General features: G+C 65.6%; 23 protein-coding genes. 3 read left to right on the forward strand and 20 right to left on the reverse strand.

What is annotated here, in order from left to right:
• Positions 1 to 3: 3 nt before the first annotated feature.
• From rpsC to rpsL, 12 genes are all read right to left on the reverse strand, one after another.
• Complete coding sequence (rpsC, locus tag LQF10_RS15125) at positions 4 to 852, reverse strand: 30S ribosomal protein S3 (protein WP_231064652.1); 849 nt, start codon at positions 850 to 852, stop codon at positions 4 to 6.
• Entirely contained in the window at positions 852 to 1220 is a 369-nt protein-coding gene (rplV, locus tag LQF10_RS15130) for a 50S ribosomal protein L22 (protein ID WP_231064653.1), read from the reverse strand. Before rplV ends, rpsC begins: the two co-directional genes overlap by 1 nt.
• Positions 1221 to 1264: 44 nt before the next feature.
• Positions 1265 to 1546 (reverse strand): 30S ribosomal protein S19, encoded by a 282-nt coding sequence (rpsS, locus tag LQF10_RS15135; protein WP_089771349.1) that lies wholly within the window; start codon positions 1544 to 1546, stop codon positions 1265 to 1267.
• A gap of 18 nt (positions 1547 to 1564) precedes the next feature.
• Positions 1565 to 2401 (reverse strand): 50S ribosomal protein L2, encoded by an 837-nt coding sequence (rplB, locus tag LQF10_RS15140; RefSeq protein WP_231064654.1) that lies wholly within the window; start codon positions 2399 to 2401, stop codon positions 1565 to 1567.
• 36 nt (positions 2402 to 2437) lie between these two features.
• The gene (gene rplW / locus LQF10_RS15145; RefSeq protein ID WP_231064655.1) at positions 2438 to 2740 is read right to left on the reverse strand and encodes a 50S ribosomal protein L23; all 303 of its coding nucleotides are present in this window, start codon (positions 2738 to 2740) and stop codon (positions 2438 to 2440) included.
• Positions 2737 to 3420: a 50S ribosomal protein L4 gene (gene rplD, locus LQF10_RS15150; protein WP_231064656.1), complete on the reverse strand. Its 684-nt coding sequence runs from the start codon at positions 3418 to 3420 to the stop codon at positions 2737 to 2739. The genes rplW and rplD overlap by 4 nt, the downstream gene beginning before the upstream one ends.
• 4 nt (positions 3421 to 3424) lie before the next feature.
• Complete coding sequence (rplC, locus tag LQF10_RS15155) at positions 3425 to 4090, reverse strand: 50S ribosomal protein L3 (RefSeq protein ID WP_231064657.1); 666 nt, start codon at positions 4088 to 4090, stop codon at positions 3425 to 3427.
• Between the two features lie 10 nt (positions 4091 to 4100).
• A complete protein-coding gene (gene rpsJ, locus LQF10_RS15160; RefSeq protein ID WP_006946210.1) occupies positions 4101 to 4409 on the reverse strand; it encodes a 30S ribosomal protein S10 in 309 nt (102 codons plus the stop codon).
• Between the two features lie 424 nt (positions 4410 to 4833).
• Positions 4834 to 6024, reverse strand: coding sequence for an elongation factor Tu (gene tuf / locus LQF10_RS15165; protein ID WP_231064658.1), 1191 nt, complete (start codon positions 6022 to 6024; stop codon positions 4834 to 4836).
• Between the two features lie 123 nt (positions 6025 to 6147).
• Positions 6148 to 8262 (reverse strand): elongation factor G, encoded by a 2115-nt coding sequence (fusA, locus tag LQF10_RS15170; protein WP_231064659.1) that lies wholly within the window; start codon positions 8260 to 8262, stop codon positions 6148 to 6150.
• Between the two features lie 88 nt (positions 8263 to 8350).
• Positions 8351 to 8821 (reverse strand): 30S ribosomal protein S7, encoded by a 471-nt coding sequence (gene rpsG, locus LQF10_RS15175; RefSeq protein ID WP_231064660.1) that lies wholly within the window; start codon positions 8819 to 8821, stop codon positions 8351 to 8353.
• Positions 8821 to 9195: a 30S ribosomal protein S12 gene (rpsL, locus tag LQF10_RS15180; protein WP_231064661.1), complete on the reverse strand. Its 375-nt coding sequence runs from the start codon at positions 9193 to 9195 to the stop codon at positions 8821 to 8823. Before rpsL ends, rpsG begins: the two co-directional genes overlap by 1 nt.
• A 424-nt stretch (positions 9196 to 9619) precedes the next feature.
• Here rpsL and LQF10_RS15185 point away from each other — a divergent pair, with 424 nt between their 5' ends.
• Genes LQF10_RS15185 through LQF10_RS15195 form a run of 3 tightly spaced genes read left to right on the forward strand, consistent with a single transcriptional unit; the run spans position 9620 to position 12187 of the window.
• Positions 9620 to 10420 (forward strand): ABC transporter permease, encoded by an 801-nt coding sequence (locus LQF10_RS15185; RefSeq protein ID WP_231064662.1) that lies wholly within the window; start codon positions 9620 to 9622, stop codon positions 10418 to 10420.
• On the forward strand, positions 10413 to 11213 hold the full coding sequence (locus LQF10_RS15190; RefSeq protein WP_231064663.1) for an ABC transporter permease: 801 nt from the start codon (positions 10413 to 10415) through the stop codon (positions 11211 to 11213). The genes LQF10_RS15185 and LQF10_RS15190 overlap by 8 nt, the downstream gene beginning before the upstream one ends.
• Positions 11210 to 12187 carry an ABC transporter ATP-binding protein gene (locus LQF10_RS15195; RefSeq protein WP_231064664.1) on the forward strand — a complete coding sequence of 326 codons (978 nt, stop codon included), beginning with the start codon at positions 11210 to 11212 and terminating at the stop codon, positions 12185 to 12187. Before LQF10_RS15190 ends, LQF10_RS15195 begins: the two co-directional genes overlap by 4 nt.
• 5 nt (positions 12188 to 12192) lie before the next feature.
• Here LQF10_RS15195 and LQF10_RS19405 read toward each other — a convergent pair whose 3' ends face one another.
• The 8 genes from LQF10_RS19405 to nusG all read right to left on the reverse strand — a co-directional run bounded on the left by LQF10_RS19405 (position 12193) and on the right by nusG (position 23757).
• Positions 12193 to 12327, reverse strand: coding sequence for a hypothetical protein (locus tag LQF10_RS19405; protein ID WP_290371107.1), 135 nt, complete (start codon positions 12325 to 12327; stop codon positions 12193 to 12195).
• 103 nt (positions 12328 to 12430) lie between these two features.
• Positions 12431 to 16321, reverse strand: coding sequence for a DNA-directed RNA polymerase subunit beta' (locus LQF10_RS15200; protein WP_231064665.1), 3891 nt, complete (start codon positions 16319 to 16321; stop codon positions 12431 to 12433).
• A 108-nt stretch (positions 16322 to 16429) separates the two neighbouring features.
• Positions 16430 to 19948: a DNA-directed RNA polymerase subunit beta gene (gene rpoB, locus LQF10_RS15205; protein WP_231064666.1), complete on the reverse strand. Its 3519-nt coding sequence runs from the start codon at positions 19946 to 19948 to the stop codon at positions 16430 to 16432.
• A 373-nt stretch (positions 19949 to 20321) separates the two neighbouring features.
• The gene (gene rplL / locus LQF10_RS15210) at positions 20322 to 20714 is read right to left on the reverse strand and encodes a 50S ribosomal protein L7/L12 (protein ID WP_231064667.1); all 393 of its coding nucleotides are present in this window, start codon (positions 20712 to 20714) and stop codon (positions 20322 to 20324) included.
• Between the two features lie 78 nt (positions 20715 to 20792).
• Complete coding sequence (rplJ, locus tag LQF10_RS15215; protein ID WP_231064668.1) at positions 20793 to 21320, reverse strand: 50S ribosomal protein L10; 528 nt, start codon at positions 21318 to 21320, stop codon at positions 20793 to 20795.
• Positions 21321 to 21660: 340 nt separating this feature from the next.
• On the reverse strand, positions 21661 to 22344 hold the full coding sequence (gene rplA, locus LQF10_RS15220) for a 50S ribosomal protein L1 (protein WP_231064669.1): 684 nt from the start codon (positions 22342 to 22344) through the stop codon (positions 21661 to 21663).
• A 121-nt stretch (positions 22345 to 22465) separates the two neighbouring features.
• Positions 22466 to 22897, reverse strand: a complete 432-nt coding sequence (gene rplK / locus LQF10_RS15225; protein ID WP_231064670.1) for a 50S ribosomal protein L11 — start codon at positions 22895 to 22897, stop codon at positions 22466 to 22468.
• Between the two features lie 107 nt (positions 22898 to 23004).
• Positions 23005 to 23757, reverse strand: a complete 753-nt coding sequence (gene nusG / locus LQF10_RS15230; protein ID WP_231064671.1) for a transcription termination/antitermination protein NusG — start codon at positions 23755 to 23757, stop codon at positions 23005 to 23007.
• Positions 23758 to 23790 lie beyond the last annotated feature (33 nt).

Consider the following 23790-nt stretch of genomic DNA (forward strand, 5'->3'; position numbering starts at 1 on the left):
GGCTCAGGCCTCCGTCTCGGAGCCGGTGGCGCTGGACGCGTCACCGGACGTGGTTGCGGGAGCATCGGTCGAGGCCGCCGGAGCGGCGCTCTGTCCACCTTGGGCGCCCGACCGTGCTTCCGGTCGGCGGCCACGGCCGCCGCGGTCGCTGCGCTCGCCGCGGCCACGAGGTGCCCTCGGGCCGGCGGACGCCTGCTCGCGAGCGAACTCACGCTCGGTCTGGTCGCCCTTGTAGATCCACACCTTCACGCCGATCCGGCCGAAGGTGGTGCGAGCCTCGAAGAAGCCGTAGTCCACGTAGGCACGCAACGTGTGCAACGGAACGCGACCCTCGCGGTAGAACTCACTCCGGCTCATCTCGGCACCGCCGAGTCGGCCAGAGCACTGCACGCGGATGCCCTTGGCGCCGGCGCGCTGCGCGGACTGCATGCCCTTACGCATCGCACGGCGGAACGACACACGCGAGGCGAGCTGCTCGGCGATGCCTTGGGCGACGAGCTGAGCATCGATCTCGGGGTTCTTCACCTCGAGAATGTTCAGCTGCACCTGCTTGCCGGTGAGCTTCTCCAGCTCGCCACGCAGGCGGTCGGCCTCGGCGCCACGGCGCCCGATGACGATTCCCGGACGAGCGGTGTGCAGATCGACACGCACCCGGTCACGGGTCCGCTCGATCTCCACCTTGGAGATGCCTGCACGCTCGAGGCCGGTGGCCATCAGCTTGCGGATCTGCACATCCTCGCGGACGTAGTCGCGGTAGCGCTGACCGTCCTTGGTGGAATCGGCGAACCAGCGGGACCGGTGGTCGGTCGTGATGCCGAGCCGGAACCCTGTGGGGTTGACCTTCTGGCCCATCAGCGAGCCCCTCCCTTGGTCTGTCGCTCGGCCACGATCACGGTGATGTGGCTGGTGCGCTTGAGAATCCGGTTCGCCCGACCCTGCGCACGGGGACGGAATCGCTTCAGCGTGGGACCTTCGTCCACGTACGCCTCTGCGATCACCAGATCGTCACTGTTGAAAGCAACCGAGGCCTTGTCCGCCTTCACACGGGCGTTGGCTACCGCGCTCTCGACTACCTTGCGGACGGTCTCTGCCGCCGCCTGCGGGGCGTACGTCAGCACGGCCACAGCCTCATCGGCCTGCTTGCCGCGGATAATGTCCACGACGCGCCGGGCCTTCTGGGGCGTGACGCGCACGAATCGCGCCTGCGCCTTGGCTTCCATCGATGTCCTGCCTTCTCAGAGTTCGGGTGGTGTGTTCGCTCAGGTCAGCGACGACGCGCTTTGCGGTCGTCCTTCTCATGCCCACGGAACGTGCGGGTCGGGGCGAACTCCCCGAGCTTGTGGCCGACCATCGACTCGGTGACGAACACCGGGACGTGCTTGCGACCGTCATGTACCGCGAAGGTGTGGCCCAGGAAGTCCGGCGTGATAACCGAGCGACGGGACCATGTCTTGATGACGTTCTTGGTGCCCTTATCGTTCTGGTCGTCCACCTTCTTCTGCAGGTGGCCATCCACGAAGGGGCCCTTCTTCAGACTGCGAGGCATCTCGTCGTCTTCTCCCTATCAGCGCTTCTTGCCGGTACGGCGACGGCGCACGATGAGCTTGTCGCTCGGCTTGTTCGGACGGCGGGTACGACCCTCGGTCTGGCCCCAGGGGCTCACCGGGTGACGGCCACCAGAGGTCTTGCCCTCACCACCACCGTGTGGGTGGTCGACAGGGTTCATGGCCACACCGCGCACAGTCGGGCGCTTGCCCTTCCAACGCATGCGGCCTGCCTTGCCCCAGTTGATGTTGGACTGCTCGGCATTGCCGACCTCACCGATCGAGGCGCGGCAGCGCAGGTCAACATTGCGGATCTCACCCGAAGGCATCCGCAACTGGGCGTAAGGACCATCCTTGGCCACGAGCTGCACAGAGGCCCCGGCCGATCGCGCGATCTTCGCGCCACCGCCCGGCTTGAGCTCAACGGCGTGGATGACAGTACCGACCGGGATGTGCCGCATCGGCAGGTTGTTTCCCGGCTTGATGTCCGCGCCAGGGCCGTTCTCGATCCGGTCGCCCTGCTTGAGCTTGACCGGGGCGAGGATGTACCGCTTCTCGCCGTCGGCGTAGTGCAGCAGCGCGATCCGCGCGGTCCGATTCGGGTCGTACTCGATGTGCGCGACCTTCGCCGGGACCCCGTCCTTGTCATGACGACGGAAGTCGATCACGCGGTAGGCCCGCTTGTGGCCACCACCGATGTGACGAGCCGTGATCCGGCCCGAGCTGTTACGGCCGCCACTCTTGGTGAGCGGACGGATCAGCGACTTCTCCGGCGTCGTGCGGGTGATCTCGACGAAGTCGGCGACGGACGAACCGCGGCGGCCCGGCGTCGTCGGCTTGTACTTACGGATTCCCATGAGATTCGATCCTCAATCTGTACTCTGCGGACCGGCTCAGCCGGTCGGCCCGCCGAAGATGTCGATGGTTCCCTCGCGAAGGGTGACGATGGCGCGCTTGGTGTCCTTGCGCTTGCCGAGCCCGAAGCGGGTCCGGCGCGTCTTGCCCTTGCGATTGATCGTGTTGACCGAGGCGACCTTGACGTCAAAGATCTGCTCGATCGCGATCTTGATCTCGGTCTTATTCGAGCGAGTGTCCACGATGAACGTGTACTTGCCCTCGTCGAGCAGGTTGTAGCTCTTCTCGGAGACGACCGGGGCGATGACGACCTCGCGCGGGTCCTTGGTGAGTGCGCTCACTTCTGCTCCTCCTGAGCCTGGGCTGCGCCGGTCGCCGACGCAAGGAAAGCCTCAAACGCGGTCGAGGTGAAGACCACATCGTCGCTGACCAGCACGTCGTAGGTGTTCAGCTGATCGGGGTGGATCAGGTGCACAGTCGGCACATTCCGCAGACTCATCCAGCTCAGCTCATCGTCACGGTCGATGACCACGAGGACGTGCCGGCTCAGCGCCACCTTGGCGAGCACCGCAGTGGCGGTGGCCGTGGAGGGCGTCTCGTTGGAGACGAAGGATTCGACCACGTGCACTCGGTCCGCGCGAGCGCGGTCCGACAGCGCGCCACGCAATGCGGCCTGCTTCATCTTCTTGGGCGTGCGCTGGGAGTAGTCGCGCGGTACTGGACCGTGCACGACGCCACCACCGGCGTACTGCGGCGCGCGGATCGAACCCTGGCGGGCGCGTCCGGTGCCCTTCTGCTTGTACGGCTTGGCGCCACCACCACGCACCTCGGCGCGCGTCTTCGCCTTGTGGGTACCCTGGCGCGCCGCGGCGAGCTGGGCAACCACGACCTGGTGGATCAGTGGCACGTTCGTCGTCACACCGAAAACCGCGGCGGGCAGCTCGACAGTTCCGGCCTTCTTACCGGTGGCGTCGAGGACGTCGATGGATGCGTTTTGAGCGTTATCAACCACAGTGCTCATGGATTCAGGCCCCCTTTGCGGCGGTACGAACCACGACCAGGCCGCCCTTGGGGCCCGGAACGGCACCAGAGACGAGCAACAGGCCCTTCTCAGCGTCCACACCGTGGATGGTCAGGTTCTGGGTGGTCTGGCGTTCGTGGCCCATTCGACCGGCCATCCGCAGGCCCTTGAACACGCGCGATGGCGTGGCGGCCCCTCCGATGGATCCCGGCTTGCGGTGGTTCCGGTGCGCACCGTGCGAGGCGCCCACACCGTGGAAGCCGTGACGCTTCATCACACCGGCGAAGCCCTTGCCCTTCGTGGTACCCACCACGTCCACCACGGCACCGGCGTCGAACGTCTCCGCGGTCAATTCCTGACCGAGTGCGTACTCGCCGGCATCGGCCGTGCGGATCTCGGCGACGTGACGACGGGGCGTCACACCTGCCTTGGCGAAGTGGCCCTTGAGCGGCTGGGTCACCTTGCGCGGGTCGATCTGCCCGAAGCCGAGCTGGACGGCCGAGTAGCCGTCCACATCGGCGGTGCGGATCTGGGTCACGACGTTGGTGCCCACCCGCACGACGGTGACCGGCACGAGACGACCATCGTCGTCCCACACCTGGGTCATGCCGAGCTTCGTGCCGAGCACCGCCTTGACGACGCGCTCGGACTGCTGGGGAAGTGAAGTCATGACTGGGTCCTCAGAGCTTGATCTCGATGTTGACGTCAGCCGGAAGGTCGAGCCGCATGAGCGAGTCGACCGCCTTCGGCGTCGGGTCCACGATGTCGATCAGCCGCTTGTGCGTCCGCATCTCGAAATGCTCACGGCTGTCCTTGTACTTGTGCGGAGAACGGATGACGCAGAACACGTTCTTCTCGGTTGGCAGCGGCACCGGGCCCACGACCGTTGCACCAGCGCGTGTCACCGTGTCGACGATCTTGCGTGCCGAACTGTCGATGACTTCGTGGTCGTAGGACTTGAGCCGGATGCGGATCTTCTGTCCCGCCATGGCGTCGTCTGACTCTCTCTCTTCGTACCGCAACTGACCGACCCCCGCGCTCGGGCGTGTCGCGACTTTCGGACACGTACCCACCGGCGTACACCCTCAGGTGCCGGTCGGAAGATGACTTTGTGTGGTTCCCCCGCCTGCTCACAGTGGAGCAGTCAGGATCGAACCGAACAGGATGGTTGCCTGGCCCGGCGGGATCGTGCGCCTGCACTCAGACCGATCAAGATCGGGTGATGCACACGTTCGTCCGCACCTCGTGCACGAGGCAACCTGGTTAGTCTGCCACACCTGCCCGCATTTACCCAAGTCCGCAGAGGGTGGGATGGGCCACAGCGGCCGGCGGGCGGGGCGTGGAGAAGGCCCGTCGGCGCGGCCGACGGGCCTTCTCCTGTGCCGGGCAGAACCCGACGAGATCAGCTCAAGGTCACTTGAGGATCTTGGTCACACGGCCGGAACCGACGGTACGTCCACCCTCACGGATGGCGAAGCCGAGGCCCTCCTCCATGGCGATCGGCTGGATCAGCTCGACCGTCATCTCGGTGTTGTCACCCGGCATGACCATCTCGGTGCCCTCGGGCAGCTCGATGACGCCCGTGACGTCCGTGGTACGGAAGTAGAACTGCGGACGGTAGTTCGAGTAGAACGGGTTGTGTCGGCCGCCCTCGTCCTTGGCCAGGATGTAGACCTGGGCCTCGAAGTTGGTGTGCGGGGTGATCGACCCGGTCTTCACAACGACCTGACCGCGCTCGACGTCCTCACGCTTGGTCCCGCGCAGGAGCAGACCGACGTTCTCGCCGGCGTCGGCGGTGTCGAGCAGCTTGCGGAACATCTCGATACCCGTCACGGTCGTCTTCTGCGACGGACGGATACCGACGATCTCCACCTCCTCGTTCACCTTGAGCTGACCGCGCTCCACACGACCGGTGACGACGGTGCCGCGACCGGTGATGGTGAAGACGTCCTCGATCGGCATCAGGAACGGCTTCTCGATGTCACGCACCGGGTCCGGCACGTTCTCATCGACAGCCTCCATGAGGTCTTCGATGGACTTGACCCATTCGGCGTCGCCCTCGAGCGCTTTCAGCGCGGAGACGCGGATGACCGGCAGATCATCGCCCGGGAACTCCTGGCTGGAGAGCAGCTCGCGGACCTCCATCTCGACGAGCTCGAGGATCTCCTCATCGTCGACCATGTCGGCCTTGTTCAAGGCGACGAGCAGGTACGGCACGCCGACCTGACGTGCGAGCAGGACGTGCTCACGCGTCTGCGCCATCGGGCCATCCGTGGCCGCGACCACGAGGATTGCGCCGTCCATCTGCGCAGCACCGGTGATCATGTTCTTGATGTAGTCCGCGTGCCCGGGAGCGTCGACGTGCGCGTAGTGGCGCTTCTCCGTCTGGTACTCCTGGTGCGAGACGTTGATGGTGATACCACGCTGACGCTCTTCCGGAGCGTTGTCGATCGCGTCGAACGCGGCCGCGGTGTTCACCTCGGGGTACTTGTCAGCCAGCACCTTCGAGATGGCAGCGGTCAGCGTCGTCTTGCCGTGGTCGACGTGACCGATCGTGCCGATGTTGACGTGCGGCTTGTTCCGCTCGAACTTGGCCTTCGCCACTGGTGTTCCTCCTGGAACTCGGGTAGTTGTACGCAGCGTGGGGGTGACCTTCGATCACCCACTCGGAGCTGGTGCGTCCTACGGGTCGGTTGGTGATTGGTGAAGCAGGTCGACCTGTGGGACTCACTCGCCCCGGGTCTTCTTGATGATCTCCTCGGAAACGTTCCGAGGAACTTCGGCGTAGTTGCTGAACTGCATCGAGTACACCGCACGACCCTGGGTCCGAGACCGCAGGTCGCCGATGTATCCGAACATCTCGGACAACGGCACCAAGGCGCGAACTACCTTAACGCCACTGGCGTCCTCCATCGACTGGATATGTCCACGCCGCGAGTTCAGGTCGCCGATCACGTCCCCCATGTACTCCTCCGGGGTCCGCACCTCGACGTCCATGACCGGCTCGAGCAGCACAGGGTCGGCACGCTTGACGCCTTCCTTGAATGCGATCGAGCCAGCAATCTTGAATGCCATTTCCGAGGAGTCGACATCGTGGTAGGCGCCGTCAAGAAGGATCGCCTTGACGCCCACCACCGGGTAGCCGGCGAGAATACCGGTTCCCATCGCATCCTGCACGCCGGCGTCGACGCTGGGGATGTACTCACGCGGGATCCGGCCACCGGTGACCTTGTTCTCGAATTCGTACATCTCGCCCTCGGCCGAGTCCAGCGGCTCGAACGTGATCTGCACCTTGGCGAACTGTCCGGACCCACCGGTCTGCTTCTTGTGGGTGTAGTCGAACTTCTCGACTGCGCGGCGGATCGTCTCGCGGTAGGCCACCTGCGGCTTACCGACGTTCGCCTCAACCTTGAACTCGCGCTTCATGCGGTCCACCAGGATGTCCAGGTGGAGCTCGCCCATGCCGCCGATCTCGGTCTGGCCAGTCTCGTCGTTCAGGTTCACCGTGAACGTCGGGTCCTCGGCCGAGAGTTTCTGGATCGCCGTGGAGAGCTTGTCCTGGTCGCCCTTGGTCTTCGGCTCGATCGCCACGAAGATCACCGGATCCGGGAAGGACATCGACTCCAGGATGACGGGAGCGTCGGCCGCGGTGAGCGTGTCACCGGTCGTCGTGTCCTTCAGACCGATCACCGCGTAGATGTGCCCGGCGTGCAACTCCTCGACCGGGTTCTCCTTGTTGGCGTGCATCTGGAACAGCTTCCCGATGCGCTCCTTCTTCCCCTTGGTGGAGTTCAGGACCTGCGTACCGGGCTTACAGGTGCCGGAGTACACGCGGATGAAGGTGAGCTGCCCGAAGAACGGGTGTGCTGCGACCTTGAATGCCAGTGCGGAGAACGGCTCGTCCTCGGCAGGCTTGCGGATGACCTCAGTCTCCTCATCGTTCGGAGCGTGACCGATCATCGGCGGCACATCCAACGGCGAGGGGAGGTAGGAGATCACGGCGTCCAGCATCGGCTGGACACCACGGTTCTTGAAGGCCGAGCCGCAGAACACCGGGTACGCCTGCGAAGTGATGGTCAGCTCGCGAATACCCGCGATGAGTTCGTCGTTGGTGATCTCCTCACCTTCGAGGTACTTCTCCATCAGCTCTTCGGTGGACTCAGCCACCTGCTCGACGAGCTTGGCGCGGTACTCCTCGGCCCGTTCCTGCAGATCCGCCGGAATCTCCTGGACCTCGTACTCGGCGCCCATGGTCACGTCACCCTTGGCGTCACCGGGCCAGACCAGCGCCTTCATCCAGATCAGATCCACCACACCGACGAACTCGCTCTCGGCGCCGATCGGCAGCTGCATCACCAGCGGCGTGGCGCCTAGGCGGCTGACGATCGTGTCGACCGTGAAGTAGAAGTCCGCACCGAGCTTGTCCATCTTGTTGACGAAGCAGATGCGCGGCACGTCGTACTTGTCGGCCTGGCGCCAGACCGTCTCCGACTGTGGCTCCACGCCTTCCTTGCCGTCGAACACCGCGACCGCACCGTCGAGCACACGCAGGGACCGCTCCACCTCGACGGTGAAATCGACGTGCCCGGGAGTGTCGATGATGTTGATCTGGTTGTTGTCCCAGAAACAGGTCACCGCGGCGGAGGTGATGGTGATGCCGCGTTCCTTCTCCTGGTCCATCCAGTCAGTCGTGGAGGCACCATCGTGGGTCTCACCGATCTTGTAGTTGACCCCGGTGTAGAACAGGATCCGCTCGGTGGTGGTGGTCTTGCCTGCATCGATGTGCGCCATGATGCCGATGTTGCGGACCTTGTTCAGGTCAGTCAGCACGTCCTGTGCCACAGTTGCTCTCTTCTGGTCGGTGCGAGCGTGGTCAGTGGGTGAATCGCGCCGAGGGCCGCGCCGGTAGCCGGTGCCCGTCGGCGAACGATCACCAGCGGTAGTGCGCGAAGGCCTTGTTGGACTCAGCCATCTTGTGGGTGTCCTCGCGTCGCTTGACCGCGGCGCCGAGACCGTTGGACGCGTCCAAGATCTCGTTCATGAGCCGCTCGGTCATCGTCTTCTCGCGGCGCGCGCGGGCATAGTCCACGAGCCACCGCAGGGCGAGGGTCGTCTGGCGCGAGGTGCGCACCTCGACCGGAACCTGGTACGTGGCGCCACCGACGCGACGAGACCGCACCTCGAGGGTGGGTCGCACGTTCTCCAGCGCACGCTTGAGCACCACGGCCGGCTCGGTCTGGGTCTTCTCACGGACGCCCTCGAGGGCGCCGTACACGATCCGCTCCGCGGTCGACTTCTTACCGTCGAGCAAGACGCGGTTCACGAGCTGGGTGACGGTGGTCGACCCGTAGACAGGATCAACGACGAGCGGCCGCTTCGGGGCCGGGCCCTTACGAGGCATTACTTCTTCTCCTTCTTCGCGCCGTAACGGCTGCGAGCCTGCTGGCGGCCGCGGACGCCCTGGGTGTCGAGGGCGCCGCGCACGATCTTGTAGCGCACACCAGGCAAGTCCTTCACACGACCACCGCGAACCAGCACGATGGAGTGCTCCTGGAGGTTGTGACCCACGCCGGGAATGTACGCGGTGACCTCAATGCCGCTGGAGAGCTTCACACGCGCCACCTTCCGCAGAGCCGAGTTCGGCTTCTTCGGGGTGGTGGTGTACACACGCGTGCACACGCCGCGGCGCTGGGGGCTCCCCTTGAGGGCCGGCGTCTTCTGCTTTCCGGCCTTGGGGCTGCGGCCCTTACGGACCAGCTGCTGAATGGTGGGCACTACATCTCCGTCTCGAACGATCTGACTGCTCTGTGATCTGGTTGAAAAGCGATCGGGGTCGATCCTGTCGGCGTATGGCGCCGGATGAACCCCCCGATCAGTCCCCCGCGCTCGGGCGTGTCGCCACCTCCTGGATCACTGCACGACCGCACACCGCTACACAAGGGAGTAAGTCGTGCTCGCGTCCACGTGGTGGAAAACCACCGCACGCCCCCCGGCCAGCATCCCCTTGCAGGGACAGCGAGTCGGTTCGGCGCGCACGCGAGGGCCCGACAGAGCGGGCACTGCCGACCAGAGTACTCCGGGCGAGCCAACCAGGTCAAAGGCACCGGGGCCGGATGTGGCGGGAAACACTACCGTGCGCGGACGCCAGTGGCATCCATGGGTGGCTCTTGACCGCGCTGAGCGCTGGCGGTAAGTTCTCGTGCTTGTGGCCGCGCTGCTCCAGTACGCCGTGCTGGGCTTTCGTCGATGGTCATCTTATCGCCTCGCCGCCGCCGCCGGGGCGTTCACCAACAGCGTGTTCGGGCTCATCAAAGCGGCGATCACGATGGGTGCCATTGGCGCCGCCGGTGGCACGCTCGCCGGGTACGACCCACTCACCGGTGCGACCTACGCCTGGCTGGCCCAGGCTTTCCTCTCCACCGTGCACCTCTTCGGATGGTCCGATTTCGCGTTGCGTATCCGAAGCGGGGACGTGGCGATCGACCTGGCCCGCCCGATCGATCCTCAGTGGGGCTACCTCGCCGCTGACCTGGGCCGCGCGGCCTTCCAGCTCGTGCCACGCGGTGCGCCACCTGTACTCGCGGGCGCACTGGTGACCGGGCTGGCCTTACCCACCCACCCGCAGCCATACCTGATCGGGCTGGCCAGCCTGACCCTCGCCGTCGTCGTCTCCTTCGCGTGCCGTTGGCTGCTCAACCTGGCGGCCTTCTGGTTGATGGAGTTGCGCGGGCTGAACACGCTCTATCTCGTCTCCTCCAACGTTCTGTGCGGACTCGTGGTCCCCGTGCACTGGTTCCCGGACTGGCTCGCCACCCTCGCATCCTGTGCACCCTTCCCAGCGATGCTCCAGTACCCGATCGACATCGTCACCGGCCGTGCCACCGCAACGGACGCAGCGTGGCTACTCCTCGAGCAGGCGTCCTGGGCTGTGGGCCTGCTGCTCGTCGGACGACTGATATTCGCGGCCGGCGTCCGGCGTGTGGTGGTCCAGGGTGGCTGACCTCGCTCCGTACCGCGTGCTGCTCGGATCACGCCTTCGAGCCCAACTCACCTACCGCCGTTCCTTCGTGCTCGACGTCCTCGGCTCGGTGGCGATCGGCGCGCTCGAGTTTGCCGAGGTGTACGTGATTTTCTCCTCCATCACCGTGCTCGGTGAACTCGACTTCGCCGGTGCGGCTCTGCTGTTCGCACTGGCCAACATCTCGTTCTCGATCGCGGATATGGTGGTCGGCCACGTGGACACACTTCCCCAGTACATTCGTACCGGAACGCTGGATGCCTTCCTGCTGCGCCCGCTACCGGTGCTCGCCCAGCTGATCACGAGCGATCTGCAGCTACGACGCCTCGGGCGCACCGCGTTCGCCCTCGTGATCGGCGTGGTGGCTCTCGCTCAGGCCGACATCGCGTGGACGCCGGCGCTGGCGCTGCTGGCTGCACTCACGCCGGTGACCGGGGCAGCGATCTTCGCCGCCCTGTTCGTCTGCGCCGCCGCAGTGCAGTTCTGGCTTGTCGAGGGCGGCGAGTTCGCCAACGCATTCACCTATGGTGGGTCCTACGCCGCGTCCTACCCGACGTCGATCTTCACCCTTCCGATGCGGGTGCTGTTCACGTTCGTGATCCCGGCCGCGTTCACCGCCTACCTGCCCACCTTAGTGCTGCTCGGGCACGCCGGACCTGCGCTGACCCCCGCCGTACTTGGTTGGTTCGCCCCACTGGCAGCCGCACTCGCGTGGACCGTGGCCCTCCTCGGCTGGCGCGCGGGCCTGCGCCACTACACGGGAACTGGATCATGACCGCATCAGCAGACGAACCGATGATCATCACCGAAGGGCTCAGCCGGGACTTCGTGGTGCGCCACGGCCGCGGGCTGCGCCGCACCCGCCGGATCACCCACGCGGTCACCGACCTGACCGTACAGATCGAGCGAGGTTCCGCCGTCGGCTATATCGGCGCCAATGGTGCCGGGAAGTCGACCACCATCAAGATGCTCACCGGGATTCTGGTGCCCACCCACGGCACGGTACGTACATGCGGGCTGAACCCGGTGACGCGGCGGCGTGAGCTCGCGAGACGAATCGGGGTGGTCTTCGGCCAACGCTCGCAACTGTGGTGGGATCTGCCGTTGTCGGAGTCGTACACGGCGCTCGGCGCGATTCATCGGCTCAGCAGGAGCGCGCGAGAGACGCGGATGGCTGAGCTTGCCGATCGCCTCGACCTGAGTACCTTCCTGGACACCCCAGTGCGTCAGCTCAGCCTCGGGCAGCGCATCCGCGGGGAGATCGCGGCTGCCCTGCTGCACTCCCCCGAGCTGCTCATTTTGGATGAACCAACCATCGGGCTGGATGTGCTCAGCAAGGAGCGCCTGCGGCAGTTCCTCATCGCCGAACGGGCCGCCCACGGCACCACCTTGCTGCTGACGACGCACGACATGGACGATGTGGACCGGCTCACCGAGCGAGTGCTGGTGGTGGACGCAGGCACGCTCGTCTTCGACGGCACACTGGCGGGGCTCGTGGAGCGGGTGGGAGCGCACCGCGAACTGGTCCTGGACCTCGCCGCACCTACTCCCCCGCTCACCGGCATCCCCGGGACCACACTGGTGCGGCAGGAGGATGACGGGCTGCGGCAGCGGCTGGCGCTGCTGCCAGGGCAGACCACTGCGGCGGCCGTGCTCGCAGCTGTCTCCGCCCGCACCGAGGTGCGGGACCTCTCCATCGAGGAGCCGGATATCGAGCACGTCGTCCGGCGCCTGTACACCGGCGCGTGATCTTCTCACCCCAAGGCGTCGAGCAGCCCGACGGCGTCCGCGGGTCTGCGTAGCAGCAGCACCGGCGGGGCGCTCGGGTCAGCAAACCTGGCACGCATCCGCCACCGCTTGGGTCCTGCACCCTCCCCTGGGCTCACCATGCCGCACGGTACCGGCCCCAGCGGTGCCACAGACGCCGACGGCCCGGCACCCTGTGCGGGTGCCGGGCCGTCGGTCAGCGCTGATCGCTCAGCGGCGGTTCGCTCAGCGGAAGTCCGCCTCGAAGCCTCGACCGAGGTCGAGCTCTTCAAGGGCGATCGACTCACCGCCGTCGGCAACAGGGCCGTAGTCGATCTCGTCGTACCCGAAGCTCGGGTAGATCTCCGCCTTGGCCGCCTCGGTGGGCTCCACCCGGACGTTGCGGTACCGGGGAAGGCCCGTTCCGGCAGGGATGAGCTTACCGAGGATGACGTTCTCCTTGAGGCCCAGCAACGAGTCGGAACGACCGCTCATCGCAGCCTCGGTGAGTACCTTGGTGGTTTCCTGGAACGAGGCCGCGGACAACCACGACTCCGTCGCCAGGGAGGCCTTGGTGATACCCATGAGCTCGGGACGCCCTGAGGCCGGCTGACCGCCCTCGGACACCACGCGACGGTTCTCGTCTTCGAACCGGCCACGTTCGGCGAGCTCACCCGGCAGGAGTTTGGACTCACCCGAATCGAGCACGGTCACGCGGCGCAGCATCTGCCGCACGATGACCTCGATGTGCTTGTCGTGGATGTCCACACCCTGGCTGCGGTAGGTCTCCTGCACCTCGTCGACCAGGTGCTTCTGCACGGCACGCGGGCCGAGGATACGCAGCACCTTCTTCGGGTCGACGGCACCGGCCACGAGCTGCTGCCCGACGGTCACCCGGTCTCCGTCGCGCACCATCAGCCGGGAACGCTTGGTCACCGGATAGGTGAACTCCTCACTGCCGTCGTCGGGCGTGACGACGATCCGACGAGCCCGATCGGTGTCTTCGATGGCGACCCGGCCGGCCACCTCAGTGATCGGGGCCTCACCCTTGGGCGTGCGGGCCTCGAACAACTCGGCCACGCGGGGTAGACCCTGCGTGATGTCCTCCGCGCTCGCCACACCACCGGTGTGGAAGGTCCGCATCGTCAGCTGCGTACCGGGCTCACCGATCGACTGAGCGGCGATGATGCCGACGGCTTCACCGATATCCACGAGCAGTCCAGTGGCGAGGGAGCGGCCGTAGCACTTGGCACACGTGCCAACGCGCGACTCGCAGGTGAGCACGGAGCGCACCTTGAGCTGCTCCACACCGGCACTCAGCAGAGTCTCGATCAGCACGTCACCGACGTCCTGACCGCCCTCACCGAGCACCGTACCGTCCGGGCCCTCGACCGGTCCGGCCAGCGTCCGCCCGTACACGCTGGTCTCCACCGTGTCCGCACGCCGCACATCCCCGGCAGGGGACTTCTCGGCGATGGGCAGGGTGAGACCACGCTCAGTGCCGCAGTCCTCCTCACGAATGATGACGTCCTGGGAGACGTCCACCAGACGCCGAGTGAGGTACCCGGAGTCGGCGGTCCGCAGGGCGGTGTCCGCCAGCCCCTTACGGGCACCGTGCGAGGCGATGAAGTACTCCAGAACAGAGAGGCCTTCACGGTAGTTCGACTTGATCGGACGCGGGATGATCTCACCCTTCGGGTTGGCCACGAGGCCACGCATACCCGCGATCTGCCGCACCTGCATCCAGTTACCACGGGCACCGGACTTGACCATCCGGTTCACCGGGTTCTGCGAGGTGAAGTTCTCCCGCATCGCCGTGGCGACCTGGTCCGTTGCCTGGTTCCAGATCTCCACGAGCTCCTGACGGCGTTCGTCGTCAGTGAGCAGTCCGCGGTCGAACTGGCCCTGCACCTTGGCCGCCTTGCCCTCGAACTCAGCGAGAATCGCGGCCTTGCCCTCTGGAGCCTCGACATCGGAAATCGAGATGGTCAGACCCGAGCGCGTGGCCCAGTAGTAGCCGGCGTCCTTGAGCGCGTCCAGGCTGGCTGCCACGACCGCCTTCGGGTACCGCTCGGCGAGATCGTTGACGATCGCAGAGATCGACTTCTTGTCAGCCACCTCGTTGAAGAACGGGTAGTCCACCGGGAGCGTCTCGTTGAACAGCACTCGGCCGAGCGTGGTCTTGACCACGGCGGACTGACCGGGCTCCCATCCCTCCGGCGCCTCCCACTCCGGGTGAGGCACGAAGCCCTCCAGCCGGATGGTGATCTGAGCGTTCAGGTCCAGTTGCTTCGCGTCGAAGGCCATCATGCCCTCGGCCACCGACGTGAACGAGCGATCGGTTCCGAGAACCTCGCCCTCCTTGTCGGAGGTGAGGTGGTACAGGCCAATGATCATGTCCTGTGAGGGCATGGTCACCGGGCGACCGTCGGACGGCTTGAGGATGTTGTTCGAGGACAGCATCAGGATGCGCGCCTCGGCCTGTGCCTCCGCCGAGAGCGGCAGGTGCACAGCCATCTGGTCACCATCGAAGTCGGCGTTGAACGCGCCGCACACGAGCGGGTGCAGGTGGACGGCCTTACCCTCGACGAGCTGCGGTTCGAATGCCTGGATGCCCAGGCGGTGCAGCGTGGGTGCACGGTTGAGCAGCACGGGGTGCTCGGTGATGACCTCTTCGAGGACGTCCCACACCACGGACCGCGCTCGCTCGACCATCCGCTTGGCGGACTTGATGTTCTGCGCGTGGTTGAGGTCCACGAGACGCTTCATCACGAACGGCTTGAACAGCTCCAACGCCATCTGCTTCGGCAGACCACACTGGTGCAGCTTCAGCTGCGGTCCGACGACGATGACGCTACGGCCGGAGTAGTCGACGCGCTTACCGAGCAGGTTCTGCCGGAACCGTCCCTGCTTGCCCTTGAGCATGTCGGAGATCGACTTCAGCGGCCGGTTGCCCGGTCCAGTCACCGGGCGGCCACGGCGGCCGTTGTCGAACAGCGAGTCCACGGCCTCCTGCAGCATTCGCTTCTCGTTGGCGACGATGATCTCCGGCGCCCCCAGGTCGAGCAGGCGCTTGAGCCGGTTGTTCCGGTTGATCACGCGGCGGTAGAGGTCGTTCAGGTCACTGGTGGCGAATCGACCACCGTCGAGCTGCACCATCGGGCGCAGATCAGGCGGGATCACGGGAATGCAGTCGAGCACCATCCCCAGCGGGGAGTTGTTCGTGGTGAGGAACGCGTTCACGACCTTGAGGCGCTTGAGTGCGCGCGTCTTGCGCTGCCCCTTGCCGGAGCGGATGGTCTCGCGCAGCGAGTCCGCCTCCGCCGCCAGGTCGAAGGTCTCCAAGCGCTTCTGGATCGCGCCGGCACCCATCGAGCCCTCGAAGTAGTTGCCATAGCGGTCCTGGAGCTGGCGGTACAGCAGTTCGTCGCCTTCAAGGTCGGAGACCTTGAGGTTCTTGAAGCGGTCCCACACCTGTTCGAGGCGGTCGAGCTCGGCGTCGGCGCGCTTACGCAGTTGCGCCATCTCCCGCTCGGCCGAGTCCTTCACCTTGCGACGGGCGTCGGCCTTGGCTCCCTCAGCCTCCAGCTCCGCCAGGTCGGCTTCAAGCCGCTCGGCCCGCTGCGCGATGTCCAGATCGCGCTTCTTCGTGATCTCGTCCTTCTCCAGGTCGATCTCGTTCTGCAGGCTCGGCAGGTCGTCGTGACGACCGTCCTGGTCAACCCAGGTGATCATGTGGGCGGCGAAGTAGATGACCTTCTCCAGGTCCTTCGGCGCCAGGTCGAGCAGGTAGCCCAGCCGGGACGGGACACCCTTGAAGTACCAGATGTGCGTGACAGGTGCAGCCAGTTCGATGTGCCCCATCCGCTCGCGGCGGACCTTGGAGCGAGTGACCTCCACACCGCAGCGCTCGCAGATGATGCCCTTGAAGCGGACGCGCTTGTACTTTCCGCAGTAGCACTCCCAGTCCCGAGTGGGGCCGAAGATCTTCTCGCAGAAGAGGCCGTCCTTCTCAGGCTTGAGGGTGCGGTAGTTGATGGTCTCCGGCTTCTTCACCTCACCGTGCGACCAAGCGCGGACCTCGTCCGCGGTCGCGAGACCGATACGCAGCTCGTCGAAGACGTTGACGTCGAGCAATTTTCCTACTTCCTTCGGTGGAGCACCGTGTGGAACGAATCAGGTCGAGTTCGGCTGGTTCACTGCGGTGCCGTCTCAGTGACGGCACCGCAGTGCCTCAGCGGCCACTCAGATCTCTTCGACGCTGCTCGCGTCGGGGCGACGGGAGAGGTCGATACCGAGCTCTTCAGCAGCGCGGTAGACCTCCTCGTCGGTGTCACGCATCTCGATGGAGGTGCCGTCGGAGTTGAGCACCTCCACGTTCAGGCACAGGGACTGCATCTCCTTGATGAGCACCTTGAACGACTCGGGGATACCGGGCTCGGGGATGTTCTCGCCCTTGACGATTGCCTCGTACACCTTCACGCGGCCGGGGACATCGTCGGACTTGATGGTGAGCAGCTCCTGGAGGGCATACGCCGCTCCGTACGCTTCCAGAGCCCACACCTCCATCTCGCCGAATCGCTGACCACCGAACTGTGCTTTACCGCCGAGTGGCTGCTGGGTGATCATCGAGTACGGGCCGGTGGAGCGGGCGTGAATCTTGTCGTCCACGAGGTGGTGCAGTTTGAGGATGTACATGTACCCGACCGCGATCGGCATCGGGAACGGCTCCCCAGAACGGCCGTCGAACATCCGCGCCTTCCCGGTGGCATCGACCAGGCGGTCGCCATCTCGGGTCGGGCGGGTGCTTTCCAGCAGACCCTGCAGTTCGTCCTCGCGCACACCGTCGAACACCGGCGTTGCGACCGTCGTGCCCGGCTCGTTCACCAGGGCTTCGGGCCGAAGGTGAGCGGCCCACGCGGGAAGCTCACCGTTCTTCGCCTGCTCGATCCCGGCGTCCCAACCCTGCTTGGCAACCCAGCCCAGGTGCGTCTCGAGTACCTGGCCGACGTTCATCCGGCCCGGCACGCCGAGCGGGTTCAAGATGATGTCCACCGGGGTGCCGTCCTCGAGGAACGGCATGTCCTCGATCGGCAGGATCTTGGAGATCACACCCTTGTTCCCGTGCCGGCCAGCGAGCTTGTCGCCGTCGGTGATCTTGCGTCGCTGGGCGATGTAGACCCGCACCAGCTGGTTGACGCCCGGGGGCAACTCGTCGCCGTCCTCGCGGTTGAACTCGCGCACGGCGATGACCGTGCCCGACTCACCGTGCGGCACCTTCAGCGAGGTGTCGCGGACCTCACGCGCCTTCTCACCGAAGATCGCGCGCAGCAGGCGCTCCTCCGGGGTCAGCTCGGTCTCACCCTTGGGCGTGACCTTGCCGACGAGCACGTCACCGGCGCCGACCTCGGCACCGATCCGGATGATGCCCCGCTCGTCGAGATCGGCGAGCACGTCGTCGGAGACGTTCGGGATATCCCGGGTGATCTCCTCCGGTCCCAGCTTGGTGTCGCGCGCGTCGACCTCGTGCTCCTCGATGTGGATCGAGGAGAGCACGTCGTCCTGCACCAGCCGCTGAGAGAGGATGATCGCGTCCTCGAAGTTGTGCCCTTCCCAGGACATGAACGCGACCAGCAGGTTGCGTCCGAGCGCGAGCTCGCCTTCGTCGGTGGCGGGTCCGTCGGCCAGCACGGAGCCCTCGGAGACCTTCGCACCCTCCTCCACGAGAACCCGCTGGTTGTAGCAGGTGCCCTGGTTGGACCGGCGGAACTTCGCCACCCGGTAGGTCATCGTGGTGCCGTCATCACCGGCCACCACGACGGCGTCGGCGGAGACTTCAGTGACCACACCGGGCTTGGTCGCCACGATCACGTCACCGGCGTCGACGGCCGCACGCCGTTCCATGCCAGTACCTACCAGCGGTGCCTCCGACCGGACCAGCGGCACGGCTTGACGCTGCATGTTCGCGCCCATGAGGGCGCGGTTGGCGTCGTCGTGCTCGAGGAACGGGATCATCGCCGTCGCCACCGAGACCATCTGGCGTGCCGAGACGTCCATGTAGTCCACAGTGTCGGCAGGGATATCGATCGCTTCACCGCCGCGAACCCGAACCAGCACGGTGTCTTCGGCGAATCGGCCGCTCTCGGTGAGCGGGGCGTTCGCCTGGGCGATGACGAACCGGTCTTCGTCGTCAGCGGTCAAGTAGTCCACCTGGTCGGTGACCTTGCCCTTGACGACCTTCCGGTACGGCGTCTCGATGAAGCCGAACGGGTTAATCCGGCCGTAGGTTGCGAGCGAACCGATCAGACCGATGTTCGGGCCTTCAGGGGTCTCGATCGGGCACATCCGACCGTAGTGGGACGGGTGCACGTCACGGACCTCCATGCCGGCGCGGTCGCGGGAGAGTCCTCCCGGTCCGAGCGCGGACAGACGCCGCTTGTGCGTCAACCCGGCGAGCGGGTTGTTCTGGTCCATGAACTGGGAGAGCTGGCTGGTGCCGAAGAACTCCTTGATGGACGCCACCACGGGGCGGATATTGATCAGTGTCTGCGGGGTGATCGCCTCGACGTCCTGAGTCGTCATCCGCTCGCGAACCACGCGCTCCATCCGGGACAGCCCGGTGCGCACCTGGTTCTGGATCAGTTCACCGACGGCGCGGATCCGGCGGTTGCCGAAGTGGTCGATGTCGTCGGTCTCCACGCGCACAGCCACGGCTTCCCCGTGCCGCACGCCCGGGATCTCGGTCTCACCCTTGTGCAACGCGGCGATGTACTTGATCGAGGCGACAACGTCGCTGAGCGAGAGCACGGAGTTCGCCAGATCTGCGTCAACACCGAGCTTCTTGCCGATCTTGTACCGGCCGACCTTGGCGAGGTCGTAGCGCTTGGAGTTGAAGTAGAAGTTGTCCAGCAGGGCGGTGCCGGCCTCGACCGTGGGCGGCTCGCCCGGGCGGATCTTGCGGTAGATGTCCAGCAGGGCTTCGTCCTGGGTGTGAACCGCGTCCTTCTCCAGGGTCTCCAGCACGGTCGGGTAGTCGGCGAACTCCTCACGGATCTCGGATTCGGTCATCCCGAGCGCCTTGAGGAACACCGTCACCGACTGCTTGCGCTTGCGGTCCACGCGCACGCCGACCGCGTCCCGCTTGTCAATCTCGAACTCGAGCCAAGCGCCACGCGAGGGGATCACCTTGGCGGTGAAGATGTCCTTGTCGGAGGTCTTGTCCGGAGTGCGCTCGAAGTACACGCCGGGCGAGCGCACGAGCTGGGAGACGACGACCCGCTCGGTGCCGTTGATGATGAACGTTCCTCGTTCGGTCATCAGCGGGAACTCGCCCATGAAGACCGTCTGAGACTTGATCTCACCCGTGGTGTAGTTGACGAATTCCGCCGTCACGAACAGCGGTGCGGAGAAGGTGAAGTCCTTCTCCTTGCACTCCTCAGCCGTGTACTTCGGCGGCTCGAAGCGGTGGTCCCGGAACGAGAGCGACATCGTGGAGCCGAAGTCCTCGATCGGGGAGATCTCGGTGAAGATCTCCTCCAGGCCCGATGTGGTGGTCACGTCGTTGTTGCCGGAGGAGACTGCAGCCTCAACCCGGGCGCGCCACTTCTCGTTTCCGAGCAGCCAGTCGAAGCTGTCGGTCTGGAGGCCGAGAAGGTCCGGAGCCTGAAGCGGCTCGTGGATCCTCGCGAAAGATACTCGGCGAGAGGCAGTGCGTTGGGCGATAGCGTCAGCAGTCGGAGCAGTAGGGGTGCGCGAGGCAGCCAAGAGGGGTCCTTCCCTACGAATTGTGAGCACACGCGCTCACGCCCGCCAAGAGCACCACTTCCGACCCTGACGCCGATGCCCGGTCTACCGACCGGCATGGCACAGCGAGAGGTTCTGGAGAGGGTGGGCTGGGCAGACGACAGCGCAAAGCGACAGCATACCCGCTGGGCGGGGCGCTGTCCAGGAGCAGGCTGGAGCGCGGATCGATCCGGGTGGTTCGTCCACGCAGAACGCAGGGCACCTGGGCCCTGGTGCGGACCGACACTAGACGCCAAACGAGGCCCGCACCCCACAGGTGCGGGCCTCGTCGTCGCGGCAGGTCAGCCCGATGTGCCGGTGCGAGCGGGCCGGCGAACCGGGCCGCTCGCCCTGATCACTTGAGGGAGACGGTCGCCCCGGCGCCCTCGAGGGCCTCCTTGGCCTTGTCGGCGGCGTCCTTGTCCACGCCCTCGACGACGGGCTTGGGAGCGCCGTCCACCAGGTCCTTGGCCTCCTTCAGGCCGAGGCTCGTGAGGGCGCGCACCTCCTTGATGACCTGGATCTTCTTGTCGCCGACGCTCTCGAGGATGACGTCGAACTCGGTCTTCTCCTCTTCAGCGGCAGCCTCGCCACCACCGGCGGCGGCGCCACCGGCAACGGCCACGGCGGCCGGCGCAGCGGCGGTGACCTCGAAGGTCTCCTCGAACTGCTTCACGAACTCCGAGAGCTCGATGAGGGTCAGATCCTTGAAAGCATCGATGAGCTCGTCAGTGCTGAGCTTCGCCATGAGGGGCGTTCCTTCCTGTTGTGCCTGCTTGCGCGAGACGCGAGAAGCAGTGGGGTGGGGGTGGTGAGGATGAGGCCGTCAGGCCGCAACCTCGCTCGCCTGCTTCTCACGCAGGGCTTCGATAGTGCGCACCGCCTTGGAGGCCGGAGCGTTGAAGACGTAGGCCGCCTGGTGCAGCTTGGCCTTCATGGCGCCCGCGGCCTTGGCCAGGAGCACCTCACGGGACTCAAGGTCCGCGAGCTTGGTGATGTCCTCGGCGCTCAGGGCGCGCCCATCGAGGACGCCCCCCTTGACGACGAGGTTGGGGTGCGCCTTGGCGAAGTCGCGCAGACCCTTGGCCGCCTCGACCGGGTCGCCTTCGACGAAGGCGATGGCCGTTGGTCCGGAGAGCTGGCCGTCGAACGCGTCGACCCCGGCTTCCTTGGCGGCAAGGTTGGTCAGCGTGTTCTTCACCACGGCGTAGCTGGTGGTGCTGCCGAGCGTCGTGCGCAGCTCCTGGAGCTGGGCAACGGTGAGCCCGCGGTACTCCGTCAGGACCGCTGCCGGTGACTGGCGGAACTTCGTTGCCAGTTCGGCGACAGCCGCAGCTTTGTCAGGCCGTGCCATGAGCCCTCCTTCCGTGATGTGCCGCCGGCCAGGTTCACACATGACGAAGGCCCCGCGCAGATGCACGGGGCCTGAGATTCCTCCGCATACGAGGATGCGGGGTTGTTCTGCAGATCACGGTACACCTGCGCTGGCTCCGCTTGTGCGGACTTAACCCCTGCCATAGTGACGGGGGACCTGCGGTCTAAGGCAAAGACCACAGTAGCGCCTGGGCCGGCAGAGTCCAAGTTCACTGTCGGTGAGGTGGAGCACAGTCGCGTCGATCCGGTCGCCGGTATGACGAACGGCCCAGGCCCCGCCGTAGCGGAACCTGGGCCGTCGAAGGCTCAGCTGGGTCTGGTCAGCTGGCATCCAGCGGGATACCGGGCCCCATCGTGGTGCTCAGCACTGCCCTGGTGATGTAGCGCCCCTTGGACGAGGACGGCTTGAGTCGCAGGATCTCCTCCAGTGCGGCCGCATAGTTCTCCTCCAGCTGGTCCTGAGAGAACGAGGCCTTACCGATGATGAACTGCAAGTTGGCGTGCTTGTCGACGCGGAAGTCGATCTTGCCACCCTTGATGTCCGTGACAGCCTTGGTCACGTCCATCGTCACGGTGCCGGTCTTGGGGTTCGGCATGAGCCCGCGGGGGCCGAGGACGCGGCCCAGCCGACCGACCTTGCCCATCAGATCGGGCGTGGCCACGGCTGCGTCGAAGGCGGTGTAGCCGCCGGCCACCTTTTCGATGAGTTCGTCTCCACCCACCTCGTCGGCCCCGGCGGCAATCGCCTGCTCGGCCCGGTCGCCGGTGGCGAAGACGATCACTCGCGCGGTCTTACCCGTGCCATGCGGCAGGTTGACAGTGCCGCGGACCATCTGGTCGGCCTTACGGGGGTCCACCCCGAGCCGGAAGGAGACCTCGACGGTCTCGTCGAACTTGGCGCTGGCGGTCTTCTTCGCGAGTTGCACGGCCTCAGTGGGCGTGTACAACTCGGAACGGTCGACCAGTTCGGTCGCCTTGCGGTAGCTCTTGCTGCGCGTTGCCATCTGCTTCTCCTTGTATCAGCAGTCGTGGTAGGGGTCCGCGCGGACCCTCCCACTGGGAACCTCCGGGCAGTGCGCCAGGAGGGGTGAGCCGTCATCACGGACAGCCCGAGTTCGAATGATCTCAGCCGGAGACGGTGATCCCCATCGACCGTGCGGTGCCGGCAATGATCTTCGCGGCCGCATCGATGTCGCGGGCGTTCAGGTCCACCATCTTGCCCTCGGCAATCTCGCGGACCTGGGCCTGGGTGAGGGTTCCGACCTTCGTGGTGTGCGGAGTTCCGGAGCCCTTGGCCACACCAGCGGCCTTCTTGATGAGCTCTGCAGCCGGCGGCGTCTTGGTGATGAAGGTGAACGAGCGGTCCTCATACACCGTGATCTCCACGGGGATGACGTTGCCGCGCTGGGATTCCGTGGCCGCGTTGTAGGCCTTGCAGAACTCCATGATGTTCACGCCGTGCTGACCGAGCGCGGGCCCGATCGGCGGGGCCGGGTTGGCGGCACCGGCCTGGATCTGGAGCTTGATGAGGCCGGAGACCTTCTTCTTGGGAGGCATATCAATTCACTTTCCTGTGGTGGGCCGACGCCGTGGGCGATGACCCGGTTGCACGACCTTGCGGTCCGGATGACGGTGCCCCGTGCGGGGCACCGCGTTGAGCACGATCAGATCTTGGCGACCTGATTGAACGAGAGTTCGACCGGAGTCTCCCGGCCGAAGATCGAGACCAGTACCTTGAGCTTCTGGTTCTCGGCGTTGATCTCGGAGATCGTGGCCGGCAGCGTGTCGAAGGGACCGTCGGTGACGGTCACGGACTCGCCGACGGTGAAGTCCACCTGCACAGCAGGAGATGCGGACTTGCCGCCGGAGGTCTGTGCCGGAGATGTCTTGGATTCGATATTCGTGGCCAGCATGGACATCACCTCGTCCACGGTGAGCGGGACCGGTGAATGCGAGTTCCCCACGAACCCGGTGACGCCCGGCGTGTGCCGCACTGCACCCCAGGATTCGTCGGTGAGGTCCATCCGCACGAGGACATAACTGGGCACCCGGACGCGCCGGACGACCTTGCGCACGGAGTTCTTGATCTCGACGACTTCCTCCATCGGCACCTCGACGCCGAAGATGTAGTCCTCCATGTTGAGGGACTGGATGCGCGATTCCAGGTTGGCCTTCACCCGGTTCTCGTAGCCCGCGTAGGAGTGAATCACGTACCAGTCACCGGGCAGCGAACGCAGTTCGGAGCGGAAGGCCGCGACCGGGTCCTCCGGCACCTCTTCGGCGGAGCCGGGAGCGTCGGTGGTCGCGTCCTCGGCCACAGCCTCGCCGGCACCGGCCACGGCGTTCTCGCCGTCCGTGACGTCCGTCGGCACGTCAGCCGCCGTCACGTCCCCGGTGGGGTGAGTCTCTTCAGACACGTCCTGACCTGCTTCCTTCAGTCTCGTTCAGTG

It is taken from the genome of Ruania halotolerans, assembly GCF_021049285.1.
Classification (GTDB): domain Bacteria; phylum Actinomycetota; class Actinomycetes; order Actinomycetales; family Beutenbergiaceae; genus Ruania; species Ruania halotolerans.

What these genes read in the sequence shown, in the direction of transcription:
- rpsJ (WP_006946210.1), bottom strand. Translation starts at nt 4,409, where the DNA reads ATGGCGGGACAGAAGATCCGCATCCGGCTCAAGTCCTACGACCACGAA.
- rpsC (WP_231064652.1), bottom strand. Translation starts at nt 852, where the DNA reads ATGGGCCAGAAGGTCAACCCCACAGGGTTCCGGCTCGGCATCACGACC.
- rplD (WP_231064656.1), bottom strand. Translation starts at nt 3,420, where the DNA reads ATGAGCACTGTGGTTGATAACGCTCAAAACGCATCCATCGACGTCCTC.
- rplC (WP_231064657.1), bottom strand. Translation starts at nt 4,090, where the DNA reads ATGACTTCACTTCCCCAGCAGTCCGAGCGCGTCGTCAAGGCGGTGCTC.
- rplA (WP_231064669.1), bottom strand. Translation starts at nt 22,344, where the DNA reads ATGGCAACGCGCAGCAAGAGCTACCGCAAGGCGACCGAACTGGTCGAC.
- LQF10_RS15195 (WP_231064664.1), top strand. Translation starts at nt 11,210, where the DNA reads ATGACCGCATCAGCAGACGAACCGATGATCATCACCGAAGGGCTCAGC.
- LQF10_RS19405 (WP_290371107.1), bottom strand. Translation starts at nt 12,327, where the DNA reads ATGGTGAGCCCAGGGGAGGGTGCAGGACCCAAGCGGTGGCGGATGCGT.
- rplL (WP_231064667.1), bottom strand. Translation starts at nt 20,714, where the DNA reads ATGGCGAAGCTCAGCACTGACGAGCTCATCGATGCTTTCAAGGATCTG.
- rplK (WP_231064670.1), bottom strand. Translation starts at nt 22,897, where the DNA reads ATGCCTCCCAAGAAGAAGGTCTCCGGCCTCATCAAGCTCCAGATCCAG.
- rplJ (WP_231064668.1), bottom strand. Translation starts at nt 21,320, where the DNA reads ATGGCACGGCCTGACAAAGCTGCGGCTGTCGCCGAACTGGCAACGAAG.
- rpsG (WP_231064660.1), bottom strand. Translation starts at nt 8,821, where the DNA reads ATGCCTCGTAAGGGCCCGGCCCCGAAGCGGCCGCTCGTCGTTGATCCT.
- rplB (WP_231064654.1), bottom strand. Translation starts at nt 2,401, where the DNA reads ATGGGAATCCGTAAGTACAAGCCGACGACGCCGGGCCGCCGCGGTTCG.
- rplV (WP_231064653.1), bottom strand. Translation starts at nt 1,220, where the DNA reads ATGGAAGCCAAGGCGCAGGCGCGATTCGTGCGCGTCACGCCCCAGAAG.
- rpsS (WP_089771349.1), bottom strand. Translation starts at nt 1,546, where the DNA reads ATGCCTCGCAGTCTGAAGAAGGGCCCCTTCGTGGATGGCCACCTGCAG.